18 protein-coding genes, 2 tRNA genes and 1 other RNA gene are annotated in these 22,808 nt (G+C 39.3%); 17 read left to right on the top strand and 4 right to left on the bottom strand.

Translation table 11 applies throughout. The features are described 5' to 3' along the window. Nucleotides 1-97: 97 nt before the first annotated feature. From D8844_RS00740 to trxB, 4 genes are all read left to right on the top strand, one after another. A complete protein-coding gene (locus D8844_RS00740; protein WP_125421113.1) occupies nucleotides 98-898 on the top strand; it encodes an amino acid ABC transporter permease in 801 nt (266 codons plus the stop codon). Continuing rightward, nucleotides 898-1,641 carry an amino acid ABC transporter ATP-binding protein gene (locus D8844_RS00735; protein WP_125421110.1) on the top strand — a complete coding sequence of 248 codons (744 nt, stop codon included), beginning with the start codon at nucleotides 898-900 and terminating at the stop codon, nucleotides 1,639-1,641. Before D8844_RS00740 ends, D8844_RS00735 begins: the two co-directional genes overlap by 1 nt. 78 nt (nucleotides 1,642-1,719) lie before the next feature. Continuing rightward, nucleotides 1,720-1,944, top strand: a complete 225-nt coding sequence (locus D8844_RS00730; protein WP_042767743.1) for a DUF4059 family protein — start codon at nucleotides 1,720-1,722, stop codon at nucleotides 1,942-1,944. Nucleotides 1,945-2,009: 65 nt separating this feature from the next. After that, on the top strand, nucleotides 2,010-2,921 hold the full coding sequence (gene trxB, locus D8844_RS00725) for a thioredoxin-disulfide reductase (protein ID WP_125421107.1): 912 nt from the start codon (nucleotides 2,010-2,012) through the stop codon (nucleotides 2,919-2,921). 34 nt (nucleotides 2,922-2,955) lie between these two features. Here the strand turns inward: trxB and rlmB are convergent, their stop codons facing one another. Next, nucleotides 2,956-3,684 (bottom strand): 23S rRNA (guanosine(2251)-2'-O)-methyltransferase RlmB, encoded by a 729-nt coding sequence (gene rlmB / locus D8844_RS00720; RefSeq protein WP_000855737.1) that lies wholly within the window; start codon nucleotides 3,682-3,684, stop codon nucleotides 2,956-2,958. A 44-nt stretch (nucleotides 3,685-3,728) separates the two neighbouring features. Next, a complete protein-coding gene (gene def, locus D8844_RS00715) occupies nucleotides 3,729-4,340 on the bottom strand; it encodes a peptide deformylase (protein WP_001272959.1) in 612 nt (203 codons plus the stop codon). Nucleotides 4,341-4,494: 154 nt separating this feature from the next. Between def and D8844_RS00710 the strand changes: the two genes are divergently transcribed. The 6 genes from D8844_RS00710 (at nucleotide 4,495) to D8844_RS00685 (ending at nucleotide 8,918) form a co-directional block, all read left to right on the top strand. After that, nucleotides 4,495-5,814, top strand: coding sequence for a CapA family protein (locus D8844_RS00710; protein ID WP_125421104.1), 1,320 nt, complete (start codon nucleotides 4,495-4,497; stop codon nucleotides 5,812-5,814). A gap of 23 nt (nucleotides 5,815-5,837) precedes the next feature. Then, nucleotides 5,838-6,665: a Cof-type HAD-IIB family hydrolase gene (locus D8844_RS00705; RefSeq protein ID WP_125421101.1), complete on the top strand. Its 828-nt coding sequence runs from the start codon at nucleotides 5,838-5,840 to the stop codon at nucleotides 6,663-6,665. A 1-nt stretch (nucleotide 6,666) separates the two neighbouring features. Beyond that, complete coding sequence (locus D8844_RS00700; RefSeq protein ID WP_125421097.1) at nucleotides 6,667-7,302, top strand: SGNH/GDSL hydrolase family protein; 636 nt, start codon at nucleotides 6,667-6,669, stop codon at nucleotides 7,300-7,302. Between the two features lie 58 nt (nucleotides 7,303-7,360). After that, nucleotides 7,361-7,708: a transfer-messenger RNA gene (gene ssrA, locus D8844_RS00695) on the top strand. A gap of 83 nt (nucleotides 7,709-7,791) precedes the next feature. Continuing rightward, nucleotides 7,792-7,879 (top strand) — tRNA-Ser (locus D8844_RS00690). A gap of 79 nt (nucleotides 7,880-7,958) precedes the next feature. Continuing rightward, nucleotides 7,959-8,918, top strand: coding sequence for a hypothetical protein (locus D8844_RS00685; protein WP_000721422.1), 960 nt, complete (start codon nucleotides 7,959-7,961; stop codon nucleotides 8,916-8,918). Between the two features lie 169 nt (nucleotides 8,919-9,087). Here D8844_RS00685 and D8844_RS00680 read toward each other — a convergent pair. Beyond that, nucleotides 9,088-9,175 (bottom strand) — tRNA-Ser (locus tag D8844_RS00680). Nucleotides 9,176-9,336: 161 nt separating this feature from the next. Between D8844_RS00680 and D8844_RS00675 the strand changes: the two genes are divergently transcribed. From D8844_RS00675 to D8844_RS00655, 5 genes are all read left to right on the top strand, one after another. After that, nucleotides 9,337-10,077, top strand: coding sequence for a DeoR/GlpR family DNA-binding transcription regulator (locus D8844_RS00675; protein WP_125421094.1), 741 nt, complete (start codon nucleotides 9,337-9,339; stop codon nucleotides 10,075-10,077). Continuing rightward, on the top strand, nucleotides 10,074-10,985 hold the full coding sequence (pfkB, locus tag D8844_RS00670; RefSeq protein ID WP_000640820.1) for a 1-phosphofructokinase: 912 nt from the start codon (nucleotides 10,074-10,076) through the stop codon (nucleotides 10,983-10,985). The genes D8844_RS00675 and pfkB overlap by 4 nt, the downstream gene beginning before the upstream one ends. Beyond that, nucleotides 10,982-12,934: a PTS fructose transporter subunit IIABC gene (locus D8844_RS00665; protein WP_125421091.1), complete on the top strand. Its 1,953-nt coding sequence runs from the start codon at nucleotides 10,982-10,984 to the stop codon at nucleotides 12,932-12,934. Before pfkB ends, D8844_RS00665 begins: the two co-directional genes overlap by 4 nt. A 411-nt stretch (nucleotides 12,935-13,345) precedes the next feature. Beyond that, the gene (locus tag D8844_RS00660; RefSeq protein ID WP_125421088.1) at nucleotides 13,346-17,314 is read left to right on the top strand and encodes a YobI family P-loop NTPase; all 3,969 of its coding nucleotides are present in this window, start codon (nucleotides 13,346-13,348) and stop codon (nucleotides 17,312-17,314) included. Between the two features lie 84 nt (nucleotides 17,315-17,398). After that, nucleotides 17,399-19,705, top strand: a complete 2,307-nt coding sequence (locus D8844_RS00655; RefSeq protein WP_125421085.1) for a DNA translocase FtsK — start codon at nucleotides 17,399-17,401, stop codon at nucleotides 19,703-19,705. Between the two features lie 44 nt (nucleotides 19,706-19,749). On the opposite strand, the gene D8844_RS00650 is transcribed toward D8844_RS00655, so the two are convergent. Then, nucleotides 19,750-20,175, bottom strand: coding sequence for a DUF6556 family protein (locus tag D8844_RS00650; protein WP_000073915.1), 426 nt, complete (start codon nucleotides 20,173-20,175; stop codon nucleotides 19,750-19,752). A gap of 137 nt (nucleotides 20,176-20,312) precedes the next feature. Here D8844_RS00650 and D8844_RS00645 point away from each other — a divergent pair, with 137 nt between their 5' ends. Continuing rightward, nucleotides 20,313-21,455, top strand: a complete 1,143-nt coding sequence (locus tag D8844_RS00645) for a cysteine desulfurase family protein (protein ID WP_125421082.1) — start codon at nucleotides 20,313-20,315, stop codon at nucleotides 21,453-21,455. Nucleotides 21,456-21,463: 8 nt separating this feature from the next. Further along, complete coding sequence (thiI, locus tag D8844_RS00640; protein WP_125421079.1) at nucleotides 21,464-22,678, top strand: tRNA uracil 4-sulfurtransferase ThiI; 1,215 nt, start codon at nucleotides 21,464-21,466, stop codon at nucleotides 22,676-22,678. Nucleotides 22,679-22,808 lie beyond the last annotated feature (130 nt).

Here is a 22,808-nt window from a genome sequence, read left to right as displayed (position 1 = left end):
ACTAGAAGATAGACGAAGTCTGAGCAGCCCGTAGCAAATAATTTGCTTGCGAGCAGAAGTATGATAGAATGAATCATTATCAGGAGAGGATGTTTTTATGACTGTTACAACATTTTTAGCATCAGATTGGTACCAAAGTTTGATGCAACTCATTCCGGATGGTAAGCTCTTTAGTTTGCGTTCGGTCTTTGATGGAATTCCAAGGATTATCCAACAATTGCCTACAACCTTGATGTTGACACTTGGAGGTGCACTCTTTGGTTTGCTACTTGCCCTAATTTTTGCCATTGTTAAGATCAATCGTGTTAAAATTCTATATCCCTTGCAGGCCTTTTTCGTTAGCTTCTTAAAAGGTACCCCAATCCTAGTTCAACTTATGTTGACCTACTATGGAATACCTTTGGCACTGAAAGCTATCAACCAGCAATGGGGCACTGGTTTCAATATCAATGCGATTCCAGCGGCACTTTTTGCGATTGTGGCCTTTGCTTTTAATGAGGCGGCTTATGCAAGTGAAACGATTCGTGCAGCCATCCTTTCTGTTAATCCAGGTGAAATTGAGGCGGCACGCAGTTTGGGTATGACTCGTGCGCAAGTTTACCGTCGCGTGATTATTCCAAATGCGGCGGTGGTAGCGACGCCGACTTTGATTAACTCCCTTATCGGTTTGACCAAGGGAACTTCTCTAGCCTTTAGTGCGGGGGTTGTGGAGGTCTTTGCCCAAGCTCAGATTTTAGGTGGAGCTGATTATCGCTATTTTGAACGTTTCATCTCCGTTGCCCTTGTTTATTGGGTAGTCAATATTGGAATTGAAAGCCTCGGCCGTTTCATTGAGAGAAGAATGGCTATCTCAGCGCCGGATGCAGTATCTACAGATGTGAAAGGAGACCTTCGTTAATGATTAAGATTTCGAATTTAAGCAAATCCTTTTCAGGACAGACAGTCTTGAATCATCTGAACTTGGATATCAAAAAAGGTGAGGTAGTGGCTTTGATTGGTTCATCTGGAGCAGGGAAATCAACCTTTCTTCGTAGTTTGAACTACCTTGAAACTCCAGATAGTGGAACGATTCAGATTGACAATTTTAAAGTTGATTTTTCTCAGATTAGCCAAGAAGAGATCCTAACCCTTCGTCGCAAGTTGTCTATGGTTTTCCAACAGTTTAATTTGTTTGAACGCCGAACAGCTCTTGACAATGTCAAGGAAGGTTTGGTTGTCGTTAAGAAATTATCGGACGAGGAAGCAACAAAAATCGCCAAGGAAGAGTTGGCCAAGGTTGGTCTTTCTGACCGTGAAAACCATTATCCTCGCCACTTATCAGGTGGACAAAAGCAACGGGTTGCCCTCGCGCGTGCGCTTGCTATGAAACCAGATGTCTTGCTCTTGGACGAACCCACTTCAGCCCTCGACCCAGAATTGGTCGGTGAGGTAGAGAAGTCTATTGCAGATGCTGCCAAGTCAGGTCAGACCATGATTTTGGTCAGTCACGATATGTCTTTTGTAGCCCAAGTGGCAGACAAGGTTTTATTCCTAGATAAAGGGAAAATCATCGAGTCCGGCACCCCTGATGAAATCATCAATCATCCGAAAGAAGAACGGACAAAAGAATTCTTCGCTAGTTACAAACGGACTTATATTTGATATAATAGAAAAAAGGAAAACTCAGTTAGTTGGACTAGCTGAGTTTACTCTTTAAAAAAGATAGAAACGAGAGAGATCATGCTACTGCATCTATTTTCTTTGTATTTCGAGAGTTTGATCTTAACGGCCATCCTTGTCGTGATTTTTCTGGGGATTTGGATTGGGTTGAGAGCCATGTCTGGTGTGGACAAGACAGCCAAAGCTCGCCAAGCCCATCTCTATGATATGATTATGATTGGAGTTTTGGTCGTTCCAGTGTTATCCTTTGCCGTCATGAGTTTGCTCTTGGTTTTCAAGGCATAATCCTTGCGTGACTAGCAAGAATGAGTTAGAATAAAGATAGTTACAACAAGAAAGAAGGAATCGAAATGTACGATACGATTATTATCGGTGCTGGACCTGCGGGAATGACCGCTGCCTTATATGCTGCTCGCAGCAATCTGAAAGTGGCTTTGATTGAAGGTGGTCTGCCAGGCGGGCAAATGAATAACACATCTGATATTGAAAACTATCCAGGTTATGCCAACATCAGTGGACCTGAATTGGCTGAAAAGATGTTTGAACCACTTGAAAACCTTGGAGTGGAGCATCTTTATGGCTATGTTGAAAATATTGAAGATCAGGGTGACTTTAAGAAGGTAATCACTGATGATCAAGTTTACGAAACCCGTACTGTCATTGTAGCAACTGGTTCTAAACACCGTCTTTTGGGAGTTCCCGGAGAAGAAGAACTGAACAGTCGAGGTGTTTCTTACTGTGCGGTCTGTGATGGAGCTTTCTTCCGTGATCAAGACTTGCTCGTAGTTGGTGGTGGAGATTCAGCGGTAGAAGAAGCTCTCTTCTTGACTCGCTTTGCCAAGTCCGTCACTATTGTTCACCGTCGAGATGAACTTCGTGCCCAAAAGGTTTTGCAAGACCGTGCTTTTGCAAATGAGAAAGTCAACTTTATCTGGGATTCTGTTGTCAAGGAAATCAAAGGTGAAAACCGAGTAGAATCTGTCGTATTTGAAAATGTAAAAACGGGTCAAGTGACAGAGCAAGCCTTCGGTGGTGTCTTTATCTATGTCGGTTTGGATCCTGTTAGCGATTTTGTTAAAGAATTGAATATTCAAGACCAGGCAGGCTGGATTGTGACAGATAATCACATGAAAACTGCCGTTGACGGTATCTTTGCAGTTGGAGATGTTCGCCAGAAAGACCTTCGCCAAGTGACAACAGCAGTTGGAGATGGGGCTATCGCTGGTCAAGAAGCTTACAAATTTATTACAGAACATAGTTAAGAAAAAAGTTTCCAATCACTTGATTGGAAACTTTTTATAGTCGGTTTCGGAAAACTTCGTACATGAGAATGGCTGCAGCAACACTGGCATTGAGACTTTGAACATGCCCATTCATGGGAATAGTAATCATCTCATCGACCTGTTTTTTGATGTTGCTAGAGATGCCTTTCCCTTCATTTCCGATGATGAGGGCGATTTTCCCTTTTGTATTCCACTTGTGGCAAGGGGTACCGTTCATATCCGTTCCAAAGGTCCAGAAGCCTTCAGCCTTGAGTTTGTCTAGGGTTTGACTGAGGTTGGTCACTCGGGCAATCGGTACATGCTCAATAGCACCTGTGGCCGTTTTGGCAACGACAGGAGTCACTCCGACAGCACGGTGCTTGGGAATAATGACACCTGAAACATTGGTCGCATCAGCAGTCCTTAAGATAGAACCTAAATTATGGGGGTCAGTTAACCCGTCCAGAATCAATAGCAAAGGATTTTCTTCTTGTCGTGTTTTGGAAAGGATGTGATCCAGATCGCTATAGGCAAATTCGGACACTCGTAGAACAAAACCTTGGTGGACAGCGCCTTCAGTCATCTCAGAGAGGGATTTTTTTGAAGTCCAAGAAATGGATACCTTCTTTTCTGTAGCCAGTTCCTTGACTTTCTCAACATTCTTACCTCGAAGATCTTCTTGGAGGTAAAGTTTATTTCCAGTGTTTGCAAGGAGGGCTTCAGTAACGGCATGGACGCCATAGACAATATCATTTGTTTTCATGCATCTATTATAACACAAAACCCCGTCTTGCAACGGGATTTTCTTTATTCCAGAATCAGTAAACCATCTTTAACAGCAAATGGATCTTTTTCATTGATACGATCGTAAAACATGATTCCGTTTAGATGATCAATTTCATGTTGGACAACGATAGAGTTGTAACCTTTGAGCTTGATTCGGTGTTTTTCGCCATCCTTGTCAAAGTAATCAACAGTGACACGGGCATGACGGACAACATAGCCTGGAACGTTTCGGTCAACAGAAAGGCAACCTTCTCCTTCGCCAAGAGCAGCGTCCTGAACAGAGTGAGAGACAATTTTTGGATTGTACATAACAGCTTGCAAATCGTAGGCTTCCTGAGGAGTTTCACCTTCTTCTACAATATTTGGGACCAAAACGGCGATAATGCGTTTTGAGATATCCAGCTGGGGAGCAGCCAGCCCAACACCACCGCGGAGCCCCATCTTTTCAGCCATAACAGGATCTTGGGAATGTTTGAGGAATTGCATCATCTTTTCGCCAAGGATGATTTCCTGGTCAGACAGTGGGAAAGTGACCTCCTCAGCAACTGCGCGAAGAGTAGGGTTTCCCTCACGGATAATATCGTTCATATCAATTAAATGAGCAGCTTTTGTAATACGTTCTATAGCAGACATTTTCTCTCCTTTCATTACCTCTACATGATAACACAAAATAGGCGAGAAAGAAAGTCGCAGAAGTTCCTAAAAAATAATATAATAAACGGTATTCCTCTTTTGTCTGTGGTATAATAAAAGAAAAGACTTGCAGTAAAAGCAAGGGGGAATAAAGATGGAAAAGCGACAAGATAGACGGTCTCAGGGCTCTCTTTATGGGGTGTGGAGAACTAGTGTGGATTTCTTTCGGAATTATAAATCCTGGACCAATGCCCAGTTTATTATTGTGTTATTGCTTGCAGTTGCCTTATCCATGGGGGGAAACTTATTAGTTCGAGCAGTACAAGGTAGTAAGGGAACGAGTCCTAGTAGTCAAACTCTTGATTCTGCTAGTACATCTGGTCAATCCAAGGAAGATCAGTCTGGTGAAACGACGGCGCGTATCATGGCAAATGGTGACCTTCTCTACCATATCCCCATCTACCGAACAGCTCTGAAAGAAGATGGTAGCTACGATTTCCATGAAAATTTTGAGTATGTAAAACCCTGGCTCAAACAAGCGGATTTGGTGATTGGTGACTTTGAAGGAACGGTGAACAAGGACCACTACTTGGCAGGTTATCCTCTCTTTAATGCACCAGGGGAAGTCATGGATGCGATCAAGGATGCAGGCTACCAAGTTCTAGACTTGGCTCATAATCATATCTTGGATTCTCAAATTGAGGGAGTGGTTTCAACGGCTCAAGCTATTGAAAAGGCTGGAATGACACCCATCGGAGTCTACACGCATGAATCCCGAGACCAAGCACCTATAGTCATCAAGGAAGTCAATGGTATCAAGGTAGCTCTCCTGGCCTATTCCTACGGTTTTAATGGCATTGAGCAGTATATCTCTCAAGAGGACTATAATCGCTATCTTTCTGACCTGAATGAAGATAAGATGAAGGCGGAAATCGAGCGTGCAGAGAAGGAAGCAGATATTACTGTCATCATGCCTCAGATGGGAATTGAGTACCAACTAGAACCAACGGAAGAACAGAAAACACTGTACCATAAGATGATTGACTGGGGAGCCGATATTATCTTTGGAGGGCATCCTCACGTCGTTGAACCTGCTGAAACAGTTGAAAAAGATGGTGACAAAAAACTGATCATCTACTCCATGGGAAATTTCCTCTCAAATCAACGCATTGAAACCATGCAAGACGAGGAAAATGCCAAGTGGACGGAGCGCGGTGTTCTCATGGATGTGACCATTAAGAAAAAAGATGGCAAGACTAGGATTGAAACGGCCAAAGCGCATCCAACTTGGGTCAATCGAACACCCAAAGGGACATACTCTCCAGAAGGCTATCCGCTTTTCCTCTATCAGACCTATATCCTAGAGGACTTCATTGAAGGAGGCAGTCACCGTGACAAGTTGGACGAGGCGACCAAAGAACGAATTGACACGGCCTATAAAGAAATGAATGAACATGTAGGGTTGAAGTGGTAGACGCTCACTCTAAAGGAGATATGATGACGATTAAATTAATTGCAACAGACATGGATGGAACCTTGCTAGACCCGAGGGGGCAGCTAGATCTGCCCCGCTTGGAAAAGATTTTAGATCAGCTGGATCAAAGGGATATCCGTTTTGTCATTGCGACAGGGAATGAAGTTCACCGTATGAGGCAATTATTGGAGCACTTGGCGAGTCGAGTGATCTTGGTTGTTGCTAACGGCGCTCGTATATTTGAGTATGATACGCTACTTCAGGCCCAGACTTGGGATGATGCTATGGTTGACAAGGCTCTCCTTCATTTTAAAGGGAGGGAGTGTCGAGATCAGTTCGTCGTTACCAGTATGAATGGGAGTTTTGTCAAGGAAGGAACGGTTTTTACAGACCTGGAAAAATTTATGACTCCAGAGATGATTGAAAAACTTTACCAAAGGACCAATTTTGTGGATGAGCTAAACTCAGACCTCTTTGGAGGAGTTCTAAAGATGAGCATGGTCGTTGGTGAAGAACGTTCTAGTTCAGTTTTGCAGGAAATTAATGATTTATTTGATGGTCGTGTAAGAGCTGTTTCCAGCGGTTATGGCTGTATTGACATCCTCCAAGCTGGGATTCACAAGGCCTGGGGATTGGAAGAATTACTCAAGCGCTGGAATTTGAAATCGGAACAAATCATGGCCTTTGGTGATAGTGAAAACGATGTCGAAATGTTAGAGCTGTCTGGAATTGCCTATGCTATGGAAAATGCAGATGATAATGTCAAGGCAGTTGCGACTGCCCTAGCACCAGCTAACAGCCAGGCGGGCGTTTATCAGGTCCTAGAAAAGTGGTTAGAGAAAGAGGGATAAGGTGGCAGTACAGTTATTAGAAAATTGGCTTCTAAAAGAGCAAGCAAAGATTCAAACCAAGTATCGTGAACTCAATCAGATTTCTCTTTTAGAACCAGATATGATTTTTATCGGCGATTCGATTGTAGAATACTACCCTTTGCAAGAGTTACTCGGGACTGTCAAGACGATTGTTAATCGAGGCATCCGAGGTTACCAGACGAGGCTTTTATTAGAGAATTTGGATGCTCATCTTTATGGTGATGCTGTCGATCAAATTGTTCTCTTAATTGGGACAAACGATATCGGAAAAGATATTCCCATGAATGAAGCCTTGGATAATCTTGAAGGTGTGATTCAATCGCTCAACCGAGATTATCCGCTGTCACAAATAAAGCTTGTTTCTATTCTGCCAGTCAATGAAGGAGAAGAATACAAGCAGACAGTATATATTCGTACCAATAAAAAGATTAGAGAATGGAATCAAGCCTATGAGGCTCTAGCATCCGCCTATATGCAAGTAGATTTTCTACCAATTTATGATAGTTTGACAGATTCAGAAGGGCAACTTCAATCAGCCTATACAACGGATGGCCTCCATCTAAGTGTAGCCGGTTATCAAGCATTATCAGATGCTTTGAAAACGTATCTGTTCTAAAGAATTGGCTTGATTTTGCATTTTTTTTGAAGATAGGTTATAATAGTTCTAACATCCTGGGGTCGTTACGGATTCGACAGGCATTATGAGGCATATTTTGCAACCCGTGTGGCGACGTAAACGCTCAGTTAAATATAACTGCAAAAAATAACACTTCTTACGCTCTAGCTGCCTAAAAACCAGCAGGCGTGACCTGATTTGGATTGCTCGTGTTCAATGACAGGTCTTATGATTAGCGAGATACGATCAAGCCTTGTCTAGTGGTTTGATAAGAGATTAATAGACTCGCAGTTCCTAGGCTTGAGTTATGTGTCGAGGGACTGTTAAAACAATACATAACCTATGGTTGTAGACAAATATGTTGGCAGGTGTTTGGACGTGGGTTCGACTCCCACCGGCTCCATTATGAACAGGTATACAGTAGATTTTTTCCAAATTGTATCCTTTGTAGTATCCTTCGTTGTATCCTATTTATTCTAGTGTGTTAGTGGAGAATTACTCAAGAGGCTGAAGAGGACGGTTTGCTAAATCGTTAGGTCGGGTAACTGGCGCGGGGGTTCGAATCCCCCATTCTCCGTTAGATAAACCCAGTGTTTTTCTAAGCAACTATCCTTGGAGGTGGTCTCCAAGAGTAAATTTTCATAAAGAGGTGAAACATGAAAAAGATCAAGTTACTAAGTATCTTAGCACTTTCAACAGTTGTCTTGGGTGCATGTTCTGTATTTTCTAATCAGTCATCTGAAGCTTCTTCTGATAACAAGGAGAATACGGAACAAGTTGAGAAGAAGGATGAAGCAGCAGAAGTTAAAGAAAAAGTTACAAAAGATGCTGAAATTCTCTTAGACTCAGTTCTTACTAGCGACTCTGCTCGATTTAAGAAGATTTATGGCGACACTTATGAAAAATGGACTGAGGCCGTATTTGCAGTTCAAACAAGTGAAAAAATCAAAGAAGAAGGGCTTTCACCTGCGTCTACTTACTCAGTACAATGGCACAAAGATTTCCCTGTAGAAACTCCAGAAGAAACCATTTCAGGTTTCTTGAAGATGAGACGTAGATTATATCAAGATATCGGTTCTTACACTGTTAAAGACGTGAAGGTTGATGAATCAGGAAATACAGCGACTGTTACTTTTAACTCTAAGAAGTTACACTCTAAAGGATTGGCTTCATCTACAAGGGAAGTTCTCACTACTCTTATTGGAGGTGTTGATAACCTAGGTAAATACAATCAAGCTGGTTCAAACGTTGACATCAAGCGTTACCAAACATTGGTTTCTTACTGGATTTTTGAGCATCTATTCAAGAAAGATTTCTCAACCTACAGTGACGTTGACCCTAACTTAGCTCATACACCTTTCACTACTGGTGATTTTGATACTGAAATCAAATTAACAAAGGATAAGGATGGAAACTGGCTGATTTCTCAAGAAGATTACCGTACTTTGGCGACAGAGTTGCTTGATGATACAGAAGGTTATGATAAAATTGTCCGTAAAAACTCAACTAAGTCTAATGATAAATCAACAGACAAGTCTTCAGATAAATCTTCAAACAAATCCACTGATAAATCAACAGACAAATCTTCAGATAAAAAAGATAAAAGCAATATCTAATCCTAAGATTTAAAAGAAAAACAAGTAGTCTTAATAAACTACTTGTTTTTTTATGAATTAGGATACAAAAATGTGGTGTGATAGTTAGAGTAACTCAGCCTTTCATTCCTATATATTGTTCTTAGAGCGATGAAAAAACTGCATTGAGGTGCAGTTTTTCTTTTTTCTACGGAAGACATGGGATTCGAACCCACGCACGCTGTTACACGCCTACCGCGTTTCCAACACGGCCTCTTAAGCCTCTTGAGTAATCTTCCAATACTTACTCAAATAGTCTACCATAAAGCCACTTATCTTGCAATAAAAATTTTGGAAATAAGAAAAATGATAGAATTTGAAAGAAAGTGATAAAAATTGCTTGACTTTGATAGAAAATGTGTTAGAATGAATAGTGTAAACGATAACAGGAGGTGATTTGGTGTTAAAAACTGAGCGGAAGCAACTGATTTTAGAGGAGTTAAATAAACATCATGTAGTTTCCCTAGAAAAATTGGTTAGTCTATTAGAAACATCAGAATCAACGGTACGAAGAGATTTGGATGAGTTGGAGGCGGAAAACAAGCTTCGCCGTGTGCATGGTGGAGCAGAACTACCTCACTCCTTGCAGGAAGAAGAAACCATCCAAGAAAAATCTGTCAAAAACCTTCAAGAGAAGAAGCTACTGGCTCAAAAAGCAGCCTCTCTTATTAAGGAAAAAGATGTCATCTTTATCGATGCTGGAACGACAACTGCTTTTTTAATCAAGGAATTGGTTAATAAGAATATTACAGTTGTAACTAACTCCATTCACCATGCGGTTCAGTTGGTTGAAAAACAGATTCCAACTGTCATGGTTGGAGGAAGTGTCAAGATGGCAACAGATGCATGTATCGGTGGAGTTGCTCTTAATCAAATTAACCAATTGCACTTTGACCGTGCCTTTATCGGGATGAATGGTGTCGACGATGGTTATTATACGACTCCAGATATGGAGGAGGGAGCCGTTAAGCGTGCTATTTTAGAGAATGCCAAACAAACCTATGTCTTGGTTGATTCGTCAAAGATTGGTCAAACTTGCTTTGCCAAGGTAGCACCACTTAAACGCGCTATTGTCATCACAAGTCAAGGGCATGAGCTCTTGCAGGCTATTAAGAAGAAAACGGAGGTAATAGAAGTATGATTTATACAGTCACACTTAATCCATCCATAGACTATATCGTGCGCTTGGAGCAAGTTCAAGTCGGCAGTGTCAATCGTATGGACAGTGATGATAAGTTTGCTGGTGGGAAAGGAATCAATGTTAGCCGTGTTTTGAAGCGCTTGGATATTCCTAATACTGCGACTGGATTTATCGGAGGATTTACTGGTAAATTTATCACAGATACCCTTTCAGAGGAAGAAATCGAAACTCGTTTTGTCCAAGTAGCAGAAGATACTCGCATCAATGTCAAGATTAAAGCAGACCAAGAAACAGAAATCAATGGAACAGGTCCAAATGTGGAACCAGCTCAGCTGGAAGAATTGAAAGCTATTTTGTCTAGTTTGACAGCAGAAGATACGGTGGTGTTTGCGGGTTCGAGTGCTAAGAACCTAGGCAATGTTATCTATAAGGATTTGATTGCCTTGACACGCCAGACTGGTGCGCAAGTGGTTTGTGACTTTGAAGGACAGACCTTGATTGATAGTTTGGACTACCAGCCACTTTTGGTTAAACCAAACAATCACGAACTTGGAGCTATCTTTGGAGTGAAACTCGAAAGTTTAGATGAAATCGAGAAATATGCTCGAGAATTGTTAGCTAAAGGTGCTCAAAACGTTATCATCTCTATGGCTGGGGACGGTGCACTTCTTGTCACAGCTGAGGGAGCTTACTTCGCCAAACCTATCAAGGGAACAGTCAAAAATTCAGTCGGGGCTGGTGACTCTATGGTTGCTGGGTTTACAGGTGAATTTGTCAAATCTAAAGATGCAGTAGAGGCCTTCAAATGGGGAGTAGCTTGCGGAACAGCAACTACTTTCTCGGATGACTTGGCAACAGCGGAATTTATTAAAGAAACATATGAAAAAGTTGAGGTAGAAAAACGATGAAAATTCAAGACCTATTGAGAAAAGATGTCATGTTGCTGGATTTGCAGGCAACTGAAAAAACAGCTGTCATCGAAGAGATGATTAAAAGTTTGGTAGATCACGGTTACGTGACGGATTTTGAAACCTTTAAAGAAGGAATCTTAGCGCGTGAAGCTCTAACTTCCACTGGCTTGGGTGACGGAATTGCTATGCCTCACAGCAAGAACTCTGCTGTCAAAGAAGCAACGGTTCTCTTTGCTAAGTCAAACAAGGGTGTTGACTATGAAAGCTTGGATGGGCAACCAACAGACCTCTTCTTCATGATTGCAGCTCCAGAAGGTGCCAATGACACTCACTTGGCAGCCTTGGCAGAATTATCTCAATACTTGATGAAAGACGGTTTTGCTGACAAACTTCGCCAAGTAACATCAGCTGATCAAGTTATTGAACTTTTTGACCAAGCTTCAGAAAAAGTTGAGGAACCTGTTCAAGCACCTGCCAATGACTCTGGCGACTTTATCGTAGCTGTTACAGCTTGTACGACAGGTATTGCCCACACTTACATGGCCCAAGAAGCCCTTCAAAAAGTGGCTGCTGAAATGGGTGTTGGGATCAAGGTTGAAACCAATGGTGCTAGCGGTGTTGGGAACCAATTGACTGCGGAAGACATCCGCAAGGCTAAAGCTGTTATCATCGCAGCAGACAAGGCTGTTGAGATGGATCGCTTTGATGGAAAACCTTTGGTTAACCGTCCAGTTGCAGACGGTATCCGTAAGACAGAAGAATTGATAAACTTGGCTCTTTCAGGAGATGCTGAAATCTACCGTGCTGCTAATGGAGCAAAAGCTGCAACAGCATCTAATGAAAAACAAAGTATCGGTGGAGCTTTCTACAAACACTTGATGAGTGGTGTATCTCAAATGTTGCCATTCGTTATCGGTGGTGGTATCATGATTGCCCTCGCCTTCTTAATCGACGGAGCTTTTGGTGTGCCACAAGATAGTCTTGGCAATCTCGGATCCTACCATGAACTAGCTTCTATGTTCATGAAAATTGGTGGAGCAGCCTTTGGCTTGATGCTTCCAGTTTTTGCAGGATACGTAGCCTACTCTATCGCTGAAAAACCAGGTTTAGTAGCTGGTTTCGTGGCTGGTGCTATTGCTAAAGAAGGATTTGCCTTTGGTAAAATTCCTTATGCCGCAGGTGGTGAAGCAACTTCAACTCTTGCAGGTGTCTCATCTGGTTTCCTAGGTGCCCTTGTTGGTGGATTTATCGCAGGTGCCTTGGTTCTTGCTATCAAGAAATACGTTAAAGTTCCTCGTTCACTTGAAGGTGCTAAATCAATCCTTCTCTTGCCACTTCTTGGAACAATCTTGACAGGATTTGTCATGCTAGCTGTTAACATCCCAATGGCAGCAATCAACACTGCTATGAATGACTTCCTAGGCGGTCTTGGAGGAGGTTCAGCTGTTCTTCTTGGTATCGTTCTTGGAGGCATGATGGCTGTCGATATGGGTGGACCTGTCAATAAAGCAGCTTATGTCTTTGGAACAGGTACGCTTGCAGCGACTGTTTCTTCAGGTGGTTCTGTAGCTATGGCAGCAGTTATGGCTGGAGGAATGGTTCCACCACTTGCTATCTTTGTCGCAACCCTTCTTTTCAAAGATAAATTTACCAAAGAAGAACGCAACTCTGGTTTGACGAACATCATCATGGGCTTGTCATTTATCACTGAGGGAGCGATCCCATTTGGTGCCGCTGACCCAGCTCGTGCGATCCCAAGCTTTATCCTTGGTTCAGCAGTAGCAGGGGGACTCGTTGGTCTTGCAGGAATCAAACTCATGGCGCCACACGGAGGAATCTTCGTCATCGCCCTTACTTCAAATGCCCTTCTCTACCTTGCCTTTGTTTTGGTTGGCGCAATTGTAAGTGGTGTGGTTTATGGTTACCTACGCAAACCACAAGCATAAAAAAGAATTCATATACCAAAATGACTGAACACGAAAGTGGGTAGTCATTTTTTTGATAATGGAGTTAGGGAGAATGGGCTTTGAAGTGATATAGAAGTAGATCGTAGAGATTTTCACTCTTCATTTAAACGATAGAATGCAAAAGTTTGTATAAATACCATGGAGGTGAAAAGTGTCTTGAATGATTCTAGAAAAGAAACCAGAGAATGAAAAGTTCCATAGTCAAAATATTCTAAATGAAGAGTTACAAGCGTCCCATGTCAGCATGGTGGAGGAGAATGTTCCCGATTCTAAATGAACTAATTTTATAGCTGATTTAGGTAGGAGACGAGAAGTAACTAAAAGCTTTATATCTCAATAAATAATTGATATAATAATAGTTAAAGAATTATTAGAGGGAGAGATAAATTAATGGAAAGAGAATATCAATTTCGAGCACTTACTTCAAATAAAGATGTTGAAATAAAGCCAGTAACACAAAAAGCATTTGAGTTTGCGATTGACGATAATTCGGAAGTGACAAATGTAGCTATTACTGGTAATTATGGAGCTGGGAAAAGTAGTGTTGTTGAGAGTTTTGAGAGAAAACGTAAAGACAAGAGATTTATTCATATTTCTTTGGGGCAATATGATGAAATAAAAAGTAGTGAAAAAAATGGACTTGATAAGCGTGAAATTAATACAATTGAAGGGAAAATAATCAATCAATTGCTTCATCAAATAGATCCTAACAAAATAAGGAGATCCATTTTTAAAACTCTTGATGCAGAATCGCAGATTAAACCTTTTAATATTTCGGTCTATGTAAGTTTAGTATTATTATTATCCTTATACTTACTAAATATTTCTTCATGGAATGGTTTGATTCAGAACTTTTCTTGGTTATCTTGGACTACGAAACCTATTATTTCCCTTCTTGTACTAGTAATTTTATTTGTTTTAATTGTATATGGATTTTATTTTTTACTGAAGCTACAAAAAGATTTTGGTTTTATCAAAAAATTATCCTTAAAAGCAGAAAAAATTGAAACTGATATTGAAATCTTCTCAAATGAAAGTTCAAGGGTATCTTATTTTGATCGCTATTTAGATGATATACTTTATTTGTTTAAGCGGTCTGAAGCAGATGTTATAGTATTTGAAGATATTGAACGTTTTAATGACTCTAGAATTTTTGAAAAATTGAAGGAATTAAATATAGTTATCAATAGAAATCGAAAGGCAAATAACAAACGTAAACTAGTATTTTTCTATCTTGTAAAGGATGATTTGTTTGAATCACAAGAAAGAACGAAGTTTTTTGATTTTATTATTCCTATAGTCCCTGTTGTAACTGCTTCTAATTCTCATGACATATTAAAAAAATTGCTAACAGAAATGTGGGAATACGATAGTTTAGACAAGACGTTTTTATTTAATATTTCTTTATATCTTGACGATATGAGATTAATCAATAATATTTGTAATGAGTATCTTACTTATAAAGACACATTAAATACTTTAAAGCTAGATTATGAAAAACTATTTGCAATGGTAGTCTATAAAAATATTTTCCCTAAAGATTTTTCACTTTTACAAAGGAATCAAGGATATTTATATGAATTGTTGAACTCAAAAGAAATAGCATTAAAAAATCTTAGAGAGGAGTTAAATAATAAGAAAAATGCTTTGGAGAGAAAGATAGAGAATGCTGAGGAAGAACATTTAAACGATAAAGTTGAATTATATGGAACTATCTTAAAAATACCATTTGGAAGAAAAATAATTAAAGTAAATGGAAAATTTGAAAAAGATTTTTCAACACGTTATGATTACATAAAAGAGTTAATTGCAGGAGATAGTGAAATTTATTCCTTTGATAGTTATCATGATGCAGAGTATAATCAATATAAGCGAAATGAGGATATTGATTCTTTATTTCCTAGTAGGAATACTCCAGAATTTCAAGAGCGTTTAAAGAATACTAAAAATAAAAAAATAATAGAAAAATTAAAAGAAGAAATTAAGAAAATAAATGATGAACTTGGTGAACTAGACAGCTATAGATTATCAGACGTTTATCAATATGCTACAGATATTGATGATTTTAAAAGTGACTTTACAGAAGAAATAAGAAAGAATCCTCAATCCTCAATAATTTCTTTCCTAATTAGAAATGCTTATATTGATGAGAGCTATCAAGATTATTTGAATCATTTCTATGAAAATACTATAACGGTAGAAGAAAAAGAATATTTAAGAAATGTTGTTTCTGGCAGACAGAATAAATATAATATTTCTCTAAAAAACATTGATGAAATCTTTAATTATTTAGAATTAAAAAATTATAAAAGTAGTAATGTGTTAAATTATGATTTATTTAGATTTCTGTTATATGCTAATGAACATAATGAGAAGTTGAAATTAATCTTTCACCAAGATAATATTTTGGAATTTTTACTGGACTTTTATAACGAATTATTTAGATTAAATGTTGAAAATAAATCGTTTTTCTCAGAGCGTGATATAAGGGTATTTTTGAGAAAATGGCTACATCATAACTCGGATCTCTTCAACGAATATATTAACCAAAAACATAGCGATTATATTTACGTTGATAAAAGAAAATTGATATTATCTTTAATGAATTTAGTTGATTTGAGTGATTGTACAAAAGAAACAAAAGGACAGATTTCTAAATATCTAGAGATGACACAAGAGGTTTTTCTTAATATTTTTCATAATAATTATTGTGATTTTGAGAAGTTTAATTTCAATTTATCGGCTATAGATTTTAAAATTAAGGAATTTGATTTTGAGAGTTCAGGATATGAGGAAAATGTGCTGAATTATATTTATAAGAATGGCTTATACGATATTTGCGAATCCAATGTACTCTTTTTCATGGAACAGCATTCTGATATGGGAACAGAGCTATCAGATGTAAAACATAAAAATTATGAAATCATGACTAGTCAAAATGGATTAAAACCTTTACTAGATTATTGTCAATCTTCTGATGAAGAATTCTTAAAGTATATTTTAATGTATGTTACTTTATCAGAGGGAGAGATGCGAGATAAACCTGAGTATATTGAACAACTATTAAATAATAATGTTGTATTTAATCATCAATTACCTCAGGAAAAGTTAGGAAGTGATGAATCTGATGAATCCAATGACCTAGATAATGATGAAAATATCAAAAAAAGTACATTAGCAGAAAATATTATCTCTAGTATTCCAGAGTTTTATATAACTTATACTCAAGGTAAATTTAATGACCTATCTAGTGAAAATCGAGAGATACTAATTAACAATCTTGTAATTACTCAAAAAGCAGAAGTAAATACTGAAATTGTTTTAGACTATTTTAGTCAAAATAAGGAAGTTGATAAATTTTTGATAGATTTTATTAATCTGAATCCTAATTTTGAGTTGGATAAAGAAATTTATTCAAAATTGAATAATGACATACAAGATAATTTTAATGAAAATATTATTAGTTCTTCAACGTTAAATGATAATATTCGAAAAAGAATACTTAGTCAGCTTGGACTCTATTTTAAAAGAATTGATAATACTGATATTGATGACGAAGATTTATTGAATTTAATAATTAATAATCGTATTGAATTCAATAAAGAAAATCTTGAGTTTATTCGTAAAAGATCTATGGTACACCTAGAGGAATTTATATTCATAAATATAGAAAATTATTTAAATGCTACTAATGTTGTTCGAAATGATGAGGAAATGAGAGGAGCGTTAAATAAACCTGACATAGATGAAAAATATGTAGTTGAATTATTAGTATTGCTTTTAGATAATAAATTTAATGAGTATGACTTTGATGATTTAATAAATCAAAACAGATATGATTCGTTAGATGTGACGCTTCAAAATAAAATACAAAAAATAGTTAAAAAATATATAAGACAATTTATAGCATTAGATGAAAATGAAATTAGCGTTCCATTGTATGAATCTATCCTAAATTCAAATGATGTTTTACTTGAATATAAGAAAGAACTTTTTGAAAAATTAATTTCTGATTCGGAAATTCAAATAGAAGTAGATAAGCTTATTTTGCTAGGTGATTATTTAGATTTATTAGAATTACCGGATATTATGCAAATCTTGAAGGAACAAATAGATTATGATATCTACACCGAATGGGAAGTTGCCTTTGACAAATTAAATCAAAATGAAGGTAACGGAGGAATTGGTAATCAAGAAGCAGAGGTTTCGTATTCTAAATTTAACGAAAAACTTCTTGACTACTTAAAGAAAAGGAAGTTGATTTCTTATAAATCAAAACATGAAAATTCTGTATTAAAGCTTTATGGATTAAGAAAGAAGCAGATTGAATATAGTGATGAAGCAGAAGAAAAGCAATAGTTATCACATTCAAATGACTGAACACAAAAGTGGGCAGTCTTTTTGATTTCTCTAGAAGTTTCTGAAATATGGTATAATAAAAGAATGGCAAACAAGAATACTACAAAAACGAGACGGAGACCGTCTAAAGCAGAACTTGAAAGAAAACAGGCTATCCAGAGGATGTTGATTTCCTTAGGAATTGCCTTATTGTTGATTATTGCAGCCCTCAAACTCGGCGCAGCAGGTGTCACTCTTTACAATCTCATTCGACTGGTGGTCGGAAGTTTGGCCTATGTGGCCATAGGTGGTCTCCTCATCTATCTTTTTCTTTTTAAATGGATCCGCAAGCAAGAGGGACTTCTATCAGGATTTCTCTGTATCTTCGCTGGCTTGCTCTTGATTTTTGAGGCCTACTTAGTATGGAAATATGGCTTGGAGCAATCAGTTCTAAAAGGGACCCTGTCTCAAGTTATGACGGACCTGACTGGTATGCGGGTGACTAGCTTCGCTGGTGGAGGCCTGCTTGGTGTCGGACTTTATATTCCCATAGCCTTTCTTTTCTCAAATATCGGATCGTACTTTATTGGAGTCCTCTTGATTCTAGTTGGGGCACTCTTAGTTAGTCCTTGGTCTATTTATGATGTTGCAGCCTTTATTGGAGCTCAGTTCAGATCTTTCATGGAAAAACAGGAACAGAGAAAACAGGAACGCTTCATCAAGAGAGAAGAAGAGAAGGCTCGTCAAGAAGCTGAAGAAGCAGCAAGAATTCAGAGAGAACAAGAAGAACAGGATGCATTACCGCTTCCTCCTGTAGATCCTGAAACGGGAGAAATCTTATCAGAGGTACCAGACTACGATTTCCCACCAATTCCTGAGGAAGAATGGATTGAACCGGAGATTATCCTCCCTCAAACAGATTTTGACGTTCCTGATGTGGAAGAGGATTTTGAGGATGAAGAGGTACAGGTTGATTTTTCTGCCAAGGAAGCCCTCGAATACAAGTTACCAAGCTTGCAACTCTTTGCGCCAGATAAACCCAAAGATCAGTCCAAGGAAAAGAAGATTGTTCGAGAAAATATCAAAATCCTAGAAGAAACCTTTGCTAGCTTTGGTATCAAGGTGACGGTGGAACGGGCTGAAATTGGGCCATCAGTTACCAAGTATGAAGTCAAGCCTGCAGTCGGTGTACGGGTTAACCGCATTTCCAATCTGGCAGACGACTTAGCGCTAGCTCTAGCAGCTAAGGATGTTCGGATAGAGGCTCCAATCCCTGGTAAATCCTTAGTCGGAATTGAGGTTCCTAACTCTGAGATTGCGACTGTTTCCTTCCGTGAACTCTGGGAACAGTCTCAGACTAAACCAGAAAATCTCCTCGAAATTCCTCTAGGTAAGGCTGTCAATGGAACTGCTCGCACCTTTGACCTTTCCAAGATGCCCCACCTACTCGTTGCAGGTTCGACGGGATCAGGGAAGTCAGTCGCAGTTAATGGTATTATCGCTAGCATTCTTATGAAAGCAAGACCCGACCAGGTCAAGTTTATGATGGTCGATCCTAAGATGGTTGAGTTATCTGTTTACAATGACATTCCTCACCTCTTGATTCCAGTTGTGACAAATCCACGCAAGGCCAGCAAGGCTCTGCAAAATGTTGTGGATGAGATGGAAAATCGTTACGAACTCTTTGCTAAGGTTGGAGTACGAAATATCGCTGGTTACAATGCCAAGGTTGAGGAATTTAATAGCCAATCTGAGTACAAACAAGTACCGCTGCCTTTGATTGTTGTCATTGTGGATGAGTTGGCAGACCTCATGATGGTGGCTAGCAAGGAAGTGGAAGATGCCATCATTCGTCTTGGACAGAAGGCGCGTGCCGCAGGGATTCACATGATTCTCGCAACGCAACGTCCATCGGTTGATGTCATCTCTGGTCTCATTAAAGCCAATGTCCCATCTCGTGTGGCTTTTGCAGTTTCATCAGGTACAGATTCACGAACCATCTTGGATGAGAATGGAGCAGAAAAACTGCTTGGTCGAGGAGATATGCTCTTTAAACCAATTGATGAAAATCATCCAGTCCGTCTGCAAGGTTCCTTTATCTCGGATGATGATGTTGAACGTATCGTAAACTTCATCAAGGCTCAGGCAGATGCGGACTACGATGACAGCTTTGACCCAGGAGATGTTCCTGAAAATGAAGGAGATTTTTCTGATGGTGAAGCTGGTGGCGATCCGCTTTTTGAAGAAGCTAAGGCTTTGGTTATCGAAACCCAGAAAGCTAGCGCTTCGATGATTCAGCGTCGTTTGTCAGTTGGATTTAACCGTGCGACTCGCCTTATGGAAGAACTCGAAATGGCAGGTGTCATCGGTCCAGCTGAGGGAACCAAACCACGAAAAGTATTGCAACAATAAAAAAATAACTTCTTTCCAAATTTGGAAAGAAGTTATTTTTGTGATTACTGGTTCGTTTTAGTTTCAGAACTCGTCGTATTTGACTGTGTTCCATTATCGCTTGTTTCTTTATTTGTAGCTGGTGTAGAAGAGTCCTGAGTTGTTGTTTTCTGTTCTTCTTTTTTCTCCTCTTTCTTGTTGGATTGAGAAGTTTCTTCTTGTGGGGTATTTTCTTTAGTAGAAGTGTTGTCCCTGTTAGGAGTAGTATTTTCCTGAGGGGATTCCTTTTGAATTTCCTTGACAACAGTTGTTTGGGTTGTCGTCGGTTCTTTTTTGTTGTTTTTGTTATTATCCATGGCGTTCATGATGGTGATAGTAGCAGTGATTAGGCCAAGGATACTACCGATGGTAGCAATCGTTTTTTGAAAGACAGTAAATCCCTTTTTGATGTGTTCTGTTTTTGGTTTTGAAGTTCTACGATAGTTAGACATGATACTCTCCTTTAATTATGATTTATTATACCTCATTTCTTTAAAAAAATCTTAAAAAAAGAGAAAACTCCCTTTCTTGTCGCAGGTCTCTTTTCGTGATACAATAGAGGGAGTGATTTTAGAAAGCGTGAGAAAACATGATCTACTTTGATAATTCGGCGACAACCAAGCCTTATCCTGAAGCACTTGAAACTTACATGCAGGTCGCTTCAAAAATTGTAGGAAATCCGTCTAGTCTCCATCGTTTGGGAGATCAGGCAACACGAATTTTAGATGCTTCCCGGCAGCAAATTGCAGATTTGATTGGGAAGAAGAGTGATGAAATCTTCTTTACCTCTGGTGGAACAGAAGGAGATAACTGGGTCATCAAGGGTGTGGCCTTTGAAAAAGCCCAGTTTGGCAAGCACATCATTGTGTCAGCTATTGAACATCCAGCAGTCAAGGAATCAGCCCTCTGGCTAAAAAATCAAGGTTTTGAGATAGATTTTGCTCCAGTTGATGAGAAAGGATTTGTGGATGTTGAAGCATTAGCAGATTTGATACGTCCTGATACGACTCTCGTCTCCATCATGGCAGTTAACAATGAAATCGGTTCTATCCAGCCAATTCAAGCTATTTCAAAACTGTTGGCAGATAAGCCGACTATTTCTTTCCACGTTGATGCGGTTCAGGCACTCGCTAAGATTCCGATTGAAAACTATCTGACAGATCGAGTGGATTTTGCAACATTTTCGAGTCATAAGTTTCATGGTGTCAGAGGTGTTGGATTTGTCTATATCAAGTCTGGTAAGAAGATTACGCCTCTTTTAACTGGTGGTGGTCAGGAGCGAGACTCTCGTTCGACAACTGAAAATGTGGCAGGGATTGCAGCGACAGCCAAAGCTCTCCGTTTATCTATGGAAAAGTTAGATATCTTTGCTAGTAAGACAGGGCAGATGAAGGCAGTCATTCGTCAAGCCCTTCTGGATTATCCAGATATTTTTGTCTTTTCAGATGAGGAAGACTTTGCCCCTCATATCCTGACTTTTGGGATTAAGGGTGTTCGTGGTGAAGTCATCGTTCACGCCTTTGAAGACTATGATATTTTCATTTCCACAACCTCTGCTTGTTCGTCCAAGGCAGGAAAACCTGCGGGGACCTTGATTGCCATGGGAGTGGACAAAGATAAGGCCCAGTCAGCTGTGCGTCTAAGCCTAGACCTGGAAAATGATATGAGTCAAGTCGAGCAGTTTTTGACCAAGCTAAAATTAATTTACAATCAAACTAGAAAAGTAAGATAGGAGTATTTATGCAGTATTCAGAAATTATGATTCGTTACGGAGAATTGTCAACCAAGCACAAAAATCGCATGCGTTTCATCAATAAACTTCGTAATAATATTTCAGACGTTTTGTCTATCTATCCTCAAGTTAAGGTAACCGCAGATCGCGACCGTGCCCACGCTTACCTCAATGGAGCTGATTATACAGCAGTAGCAGAATCGCTCAAACAAGTTTTTGGGATCCAAAACTTTTCTCCTGTGTATAAGGTTGAAAAGTCTGTGGAAGTTCTGAAGTCTGCTGTCCAAGAGATTATGAAGGAAATCTATAAGGAAGGGATGACCTTTAAAATCACTAGCAAGCGTAGCGACCACAACTTTGAACTCGACAGTCGTGAACTGAATCAAACTCTTGGTGGAGCTGTTTTCGAGGCCATTCCAAACGTACAAGCTCAGATGAAAAATCCAGATATTAATCTTCAGGTTGAGATTCGTGAAGAGGCTGCCTATCTTTCCTATGAAACCTTTCGTGGAGCAGGAGGATTACCTGTGGGAAGTTCTGGTAAAGGTATGCTCATGTTGTCAGGAGGGATTGACTCACCTGTGGCAGGTTATCTAGCTCTTAAACGTGGGGTAGATATCGAGGCAGTTCACTTTGCCAGTCCGCCATACACAAGTCCTGGCGCCCTCAAGAAAGCCCACGATTTGACCCGTAAATTAACCAAGTTTGGTGGAAATATCCAGTTTATCGAAGTACCTTTCACTGAGATTCAAGAGGAAATCAAGGCTAAAGCGCCAGAAGCCTACCTCATGACCTTGACCCGTCGTTTTATGATGCGCATTACCGACCGTATTCGTGAGATACGAAATGGTTTAATTATCATCAATGGAGAAAGTCTTGGTCAAGTAGCGAGCCAGACCTTGGAAAGCATGCAGACTATCAACGCTGTGACTAGCACTCCAATTATTCGTCCCGTGGTTACCATGGACAAGTTGGAAATCATTGACATCGCGCAGGAAATCGATACCTTTGAAATTTCAATCCAGCCTTTTGAAGACTGCTGTACTATTTTTGCGCCTGACCGTCCTAAGACCAATCCTAAGATAGAGAATGCAGAGCAGTATGAAAAACGCATGGATGTTGAAGGCTTGGTTGAGCGAGCAGTGGCTGGGATTATGATTACTGAGATTACACCTCAAGCTAAAAAAGATGAAGTCGATAACTTGATTGACAATCTCCTCTAATCAGAAAACCCAGAAGAATTCAGAAAAACAAATGAAAAAAGTTAGTTATTTATCCTTAAAATGGACATTAACTGACTTTTTTTCTATTTTTATGGTATAATAAGATAAAATTTTGAATATAGAGAGTTTT

This window comes from Streptococcus oralis, assembly GCF_003942875.1.
Classification (GTDB): domain Bacteria; phylum Bacillota; class Bacilli; order Lactobacillales; family Streptococcaceae; genus Streptococcus; species Streptococcus oralis_BX.
Note: the sequence above shows the minus strand (reverse complement) of the source record. Positions and strands in the feature narration are given on the sequence as shown.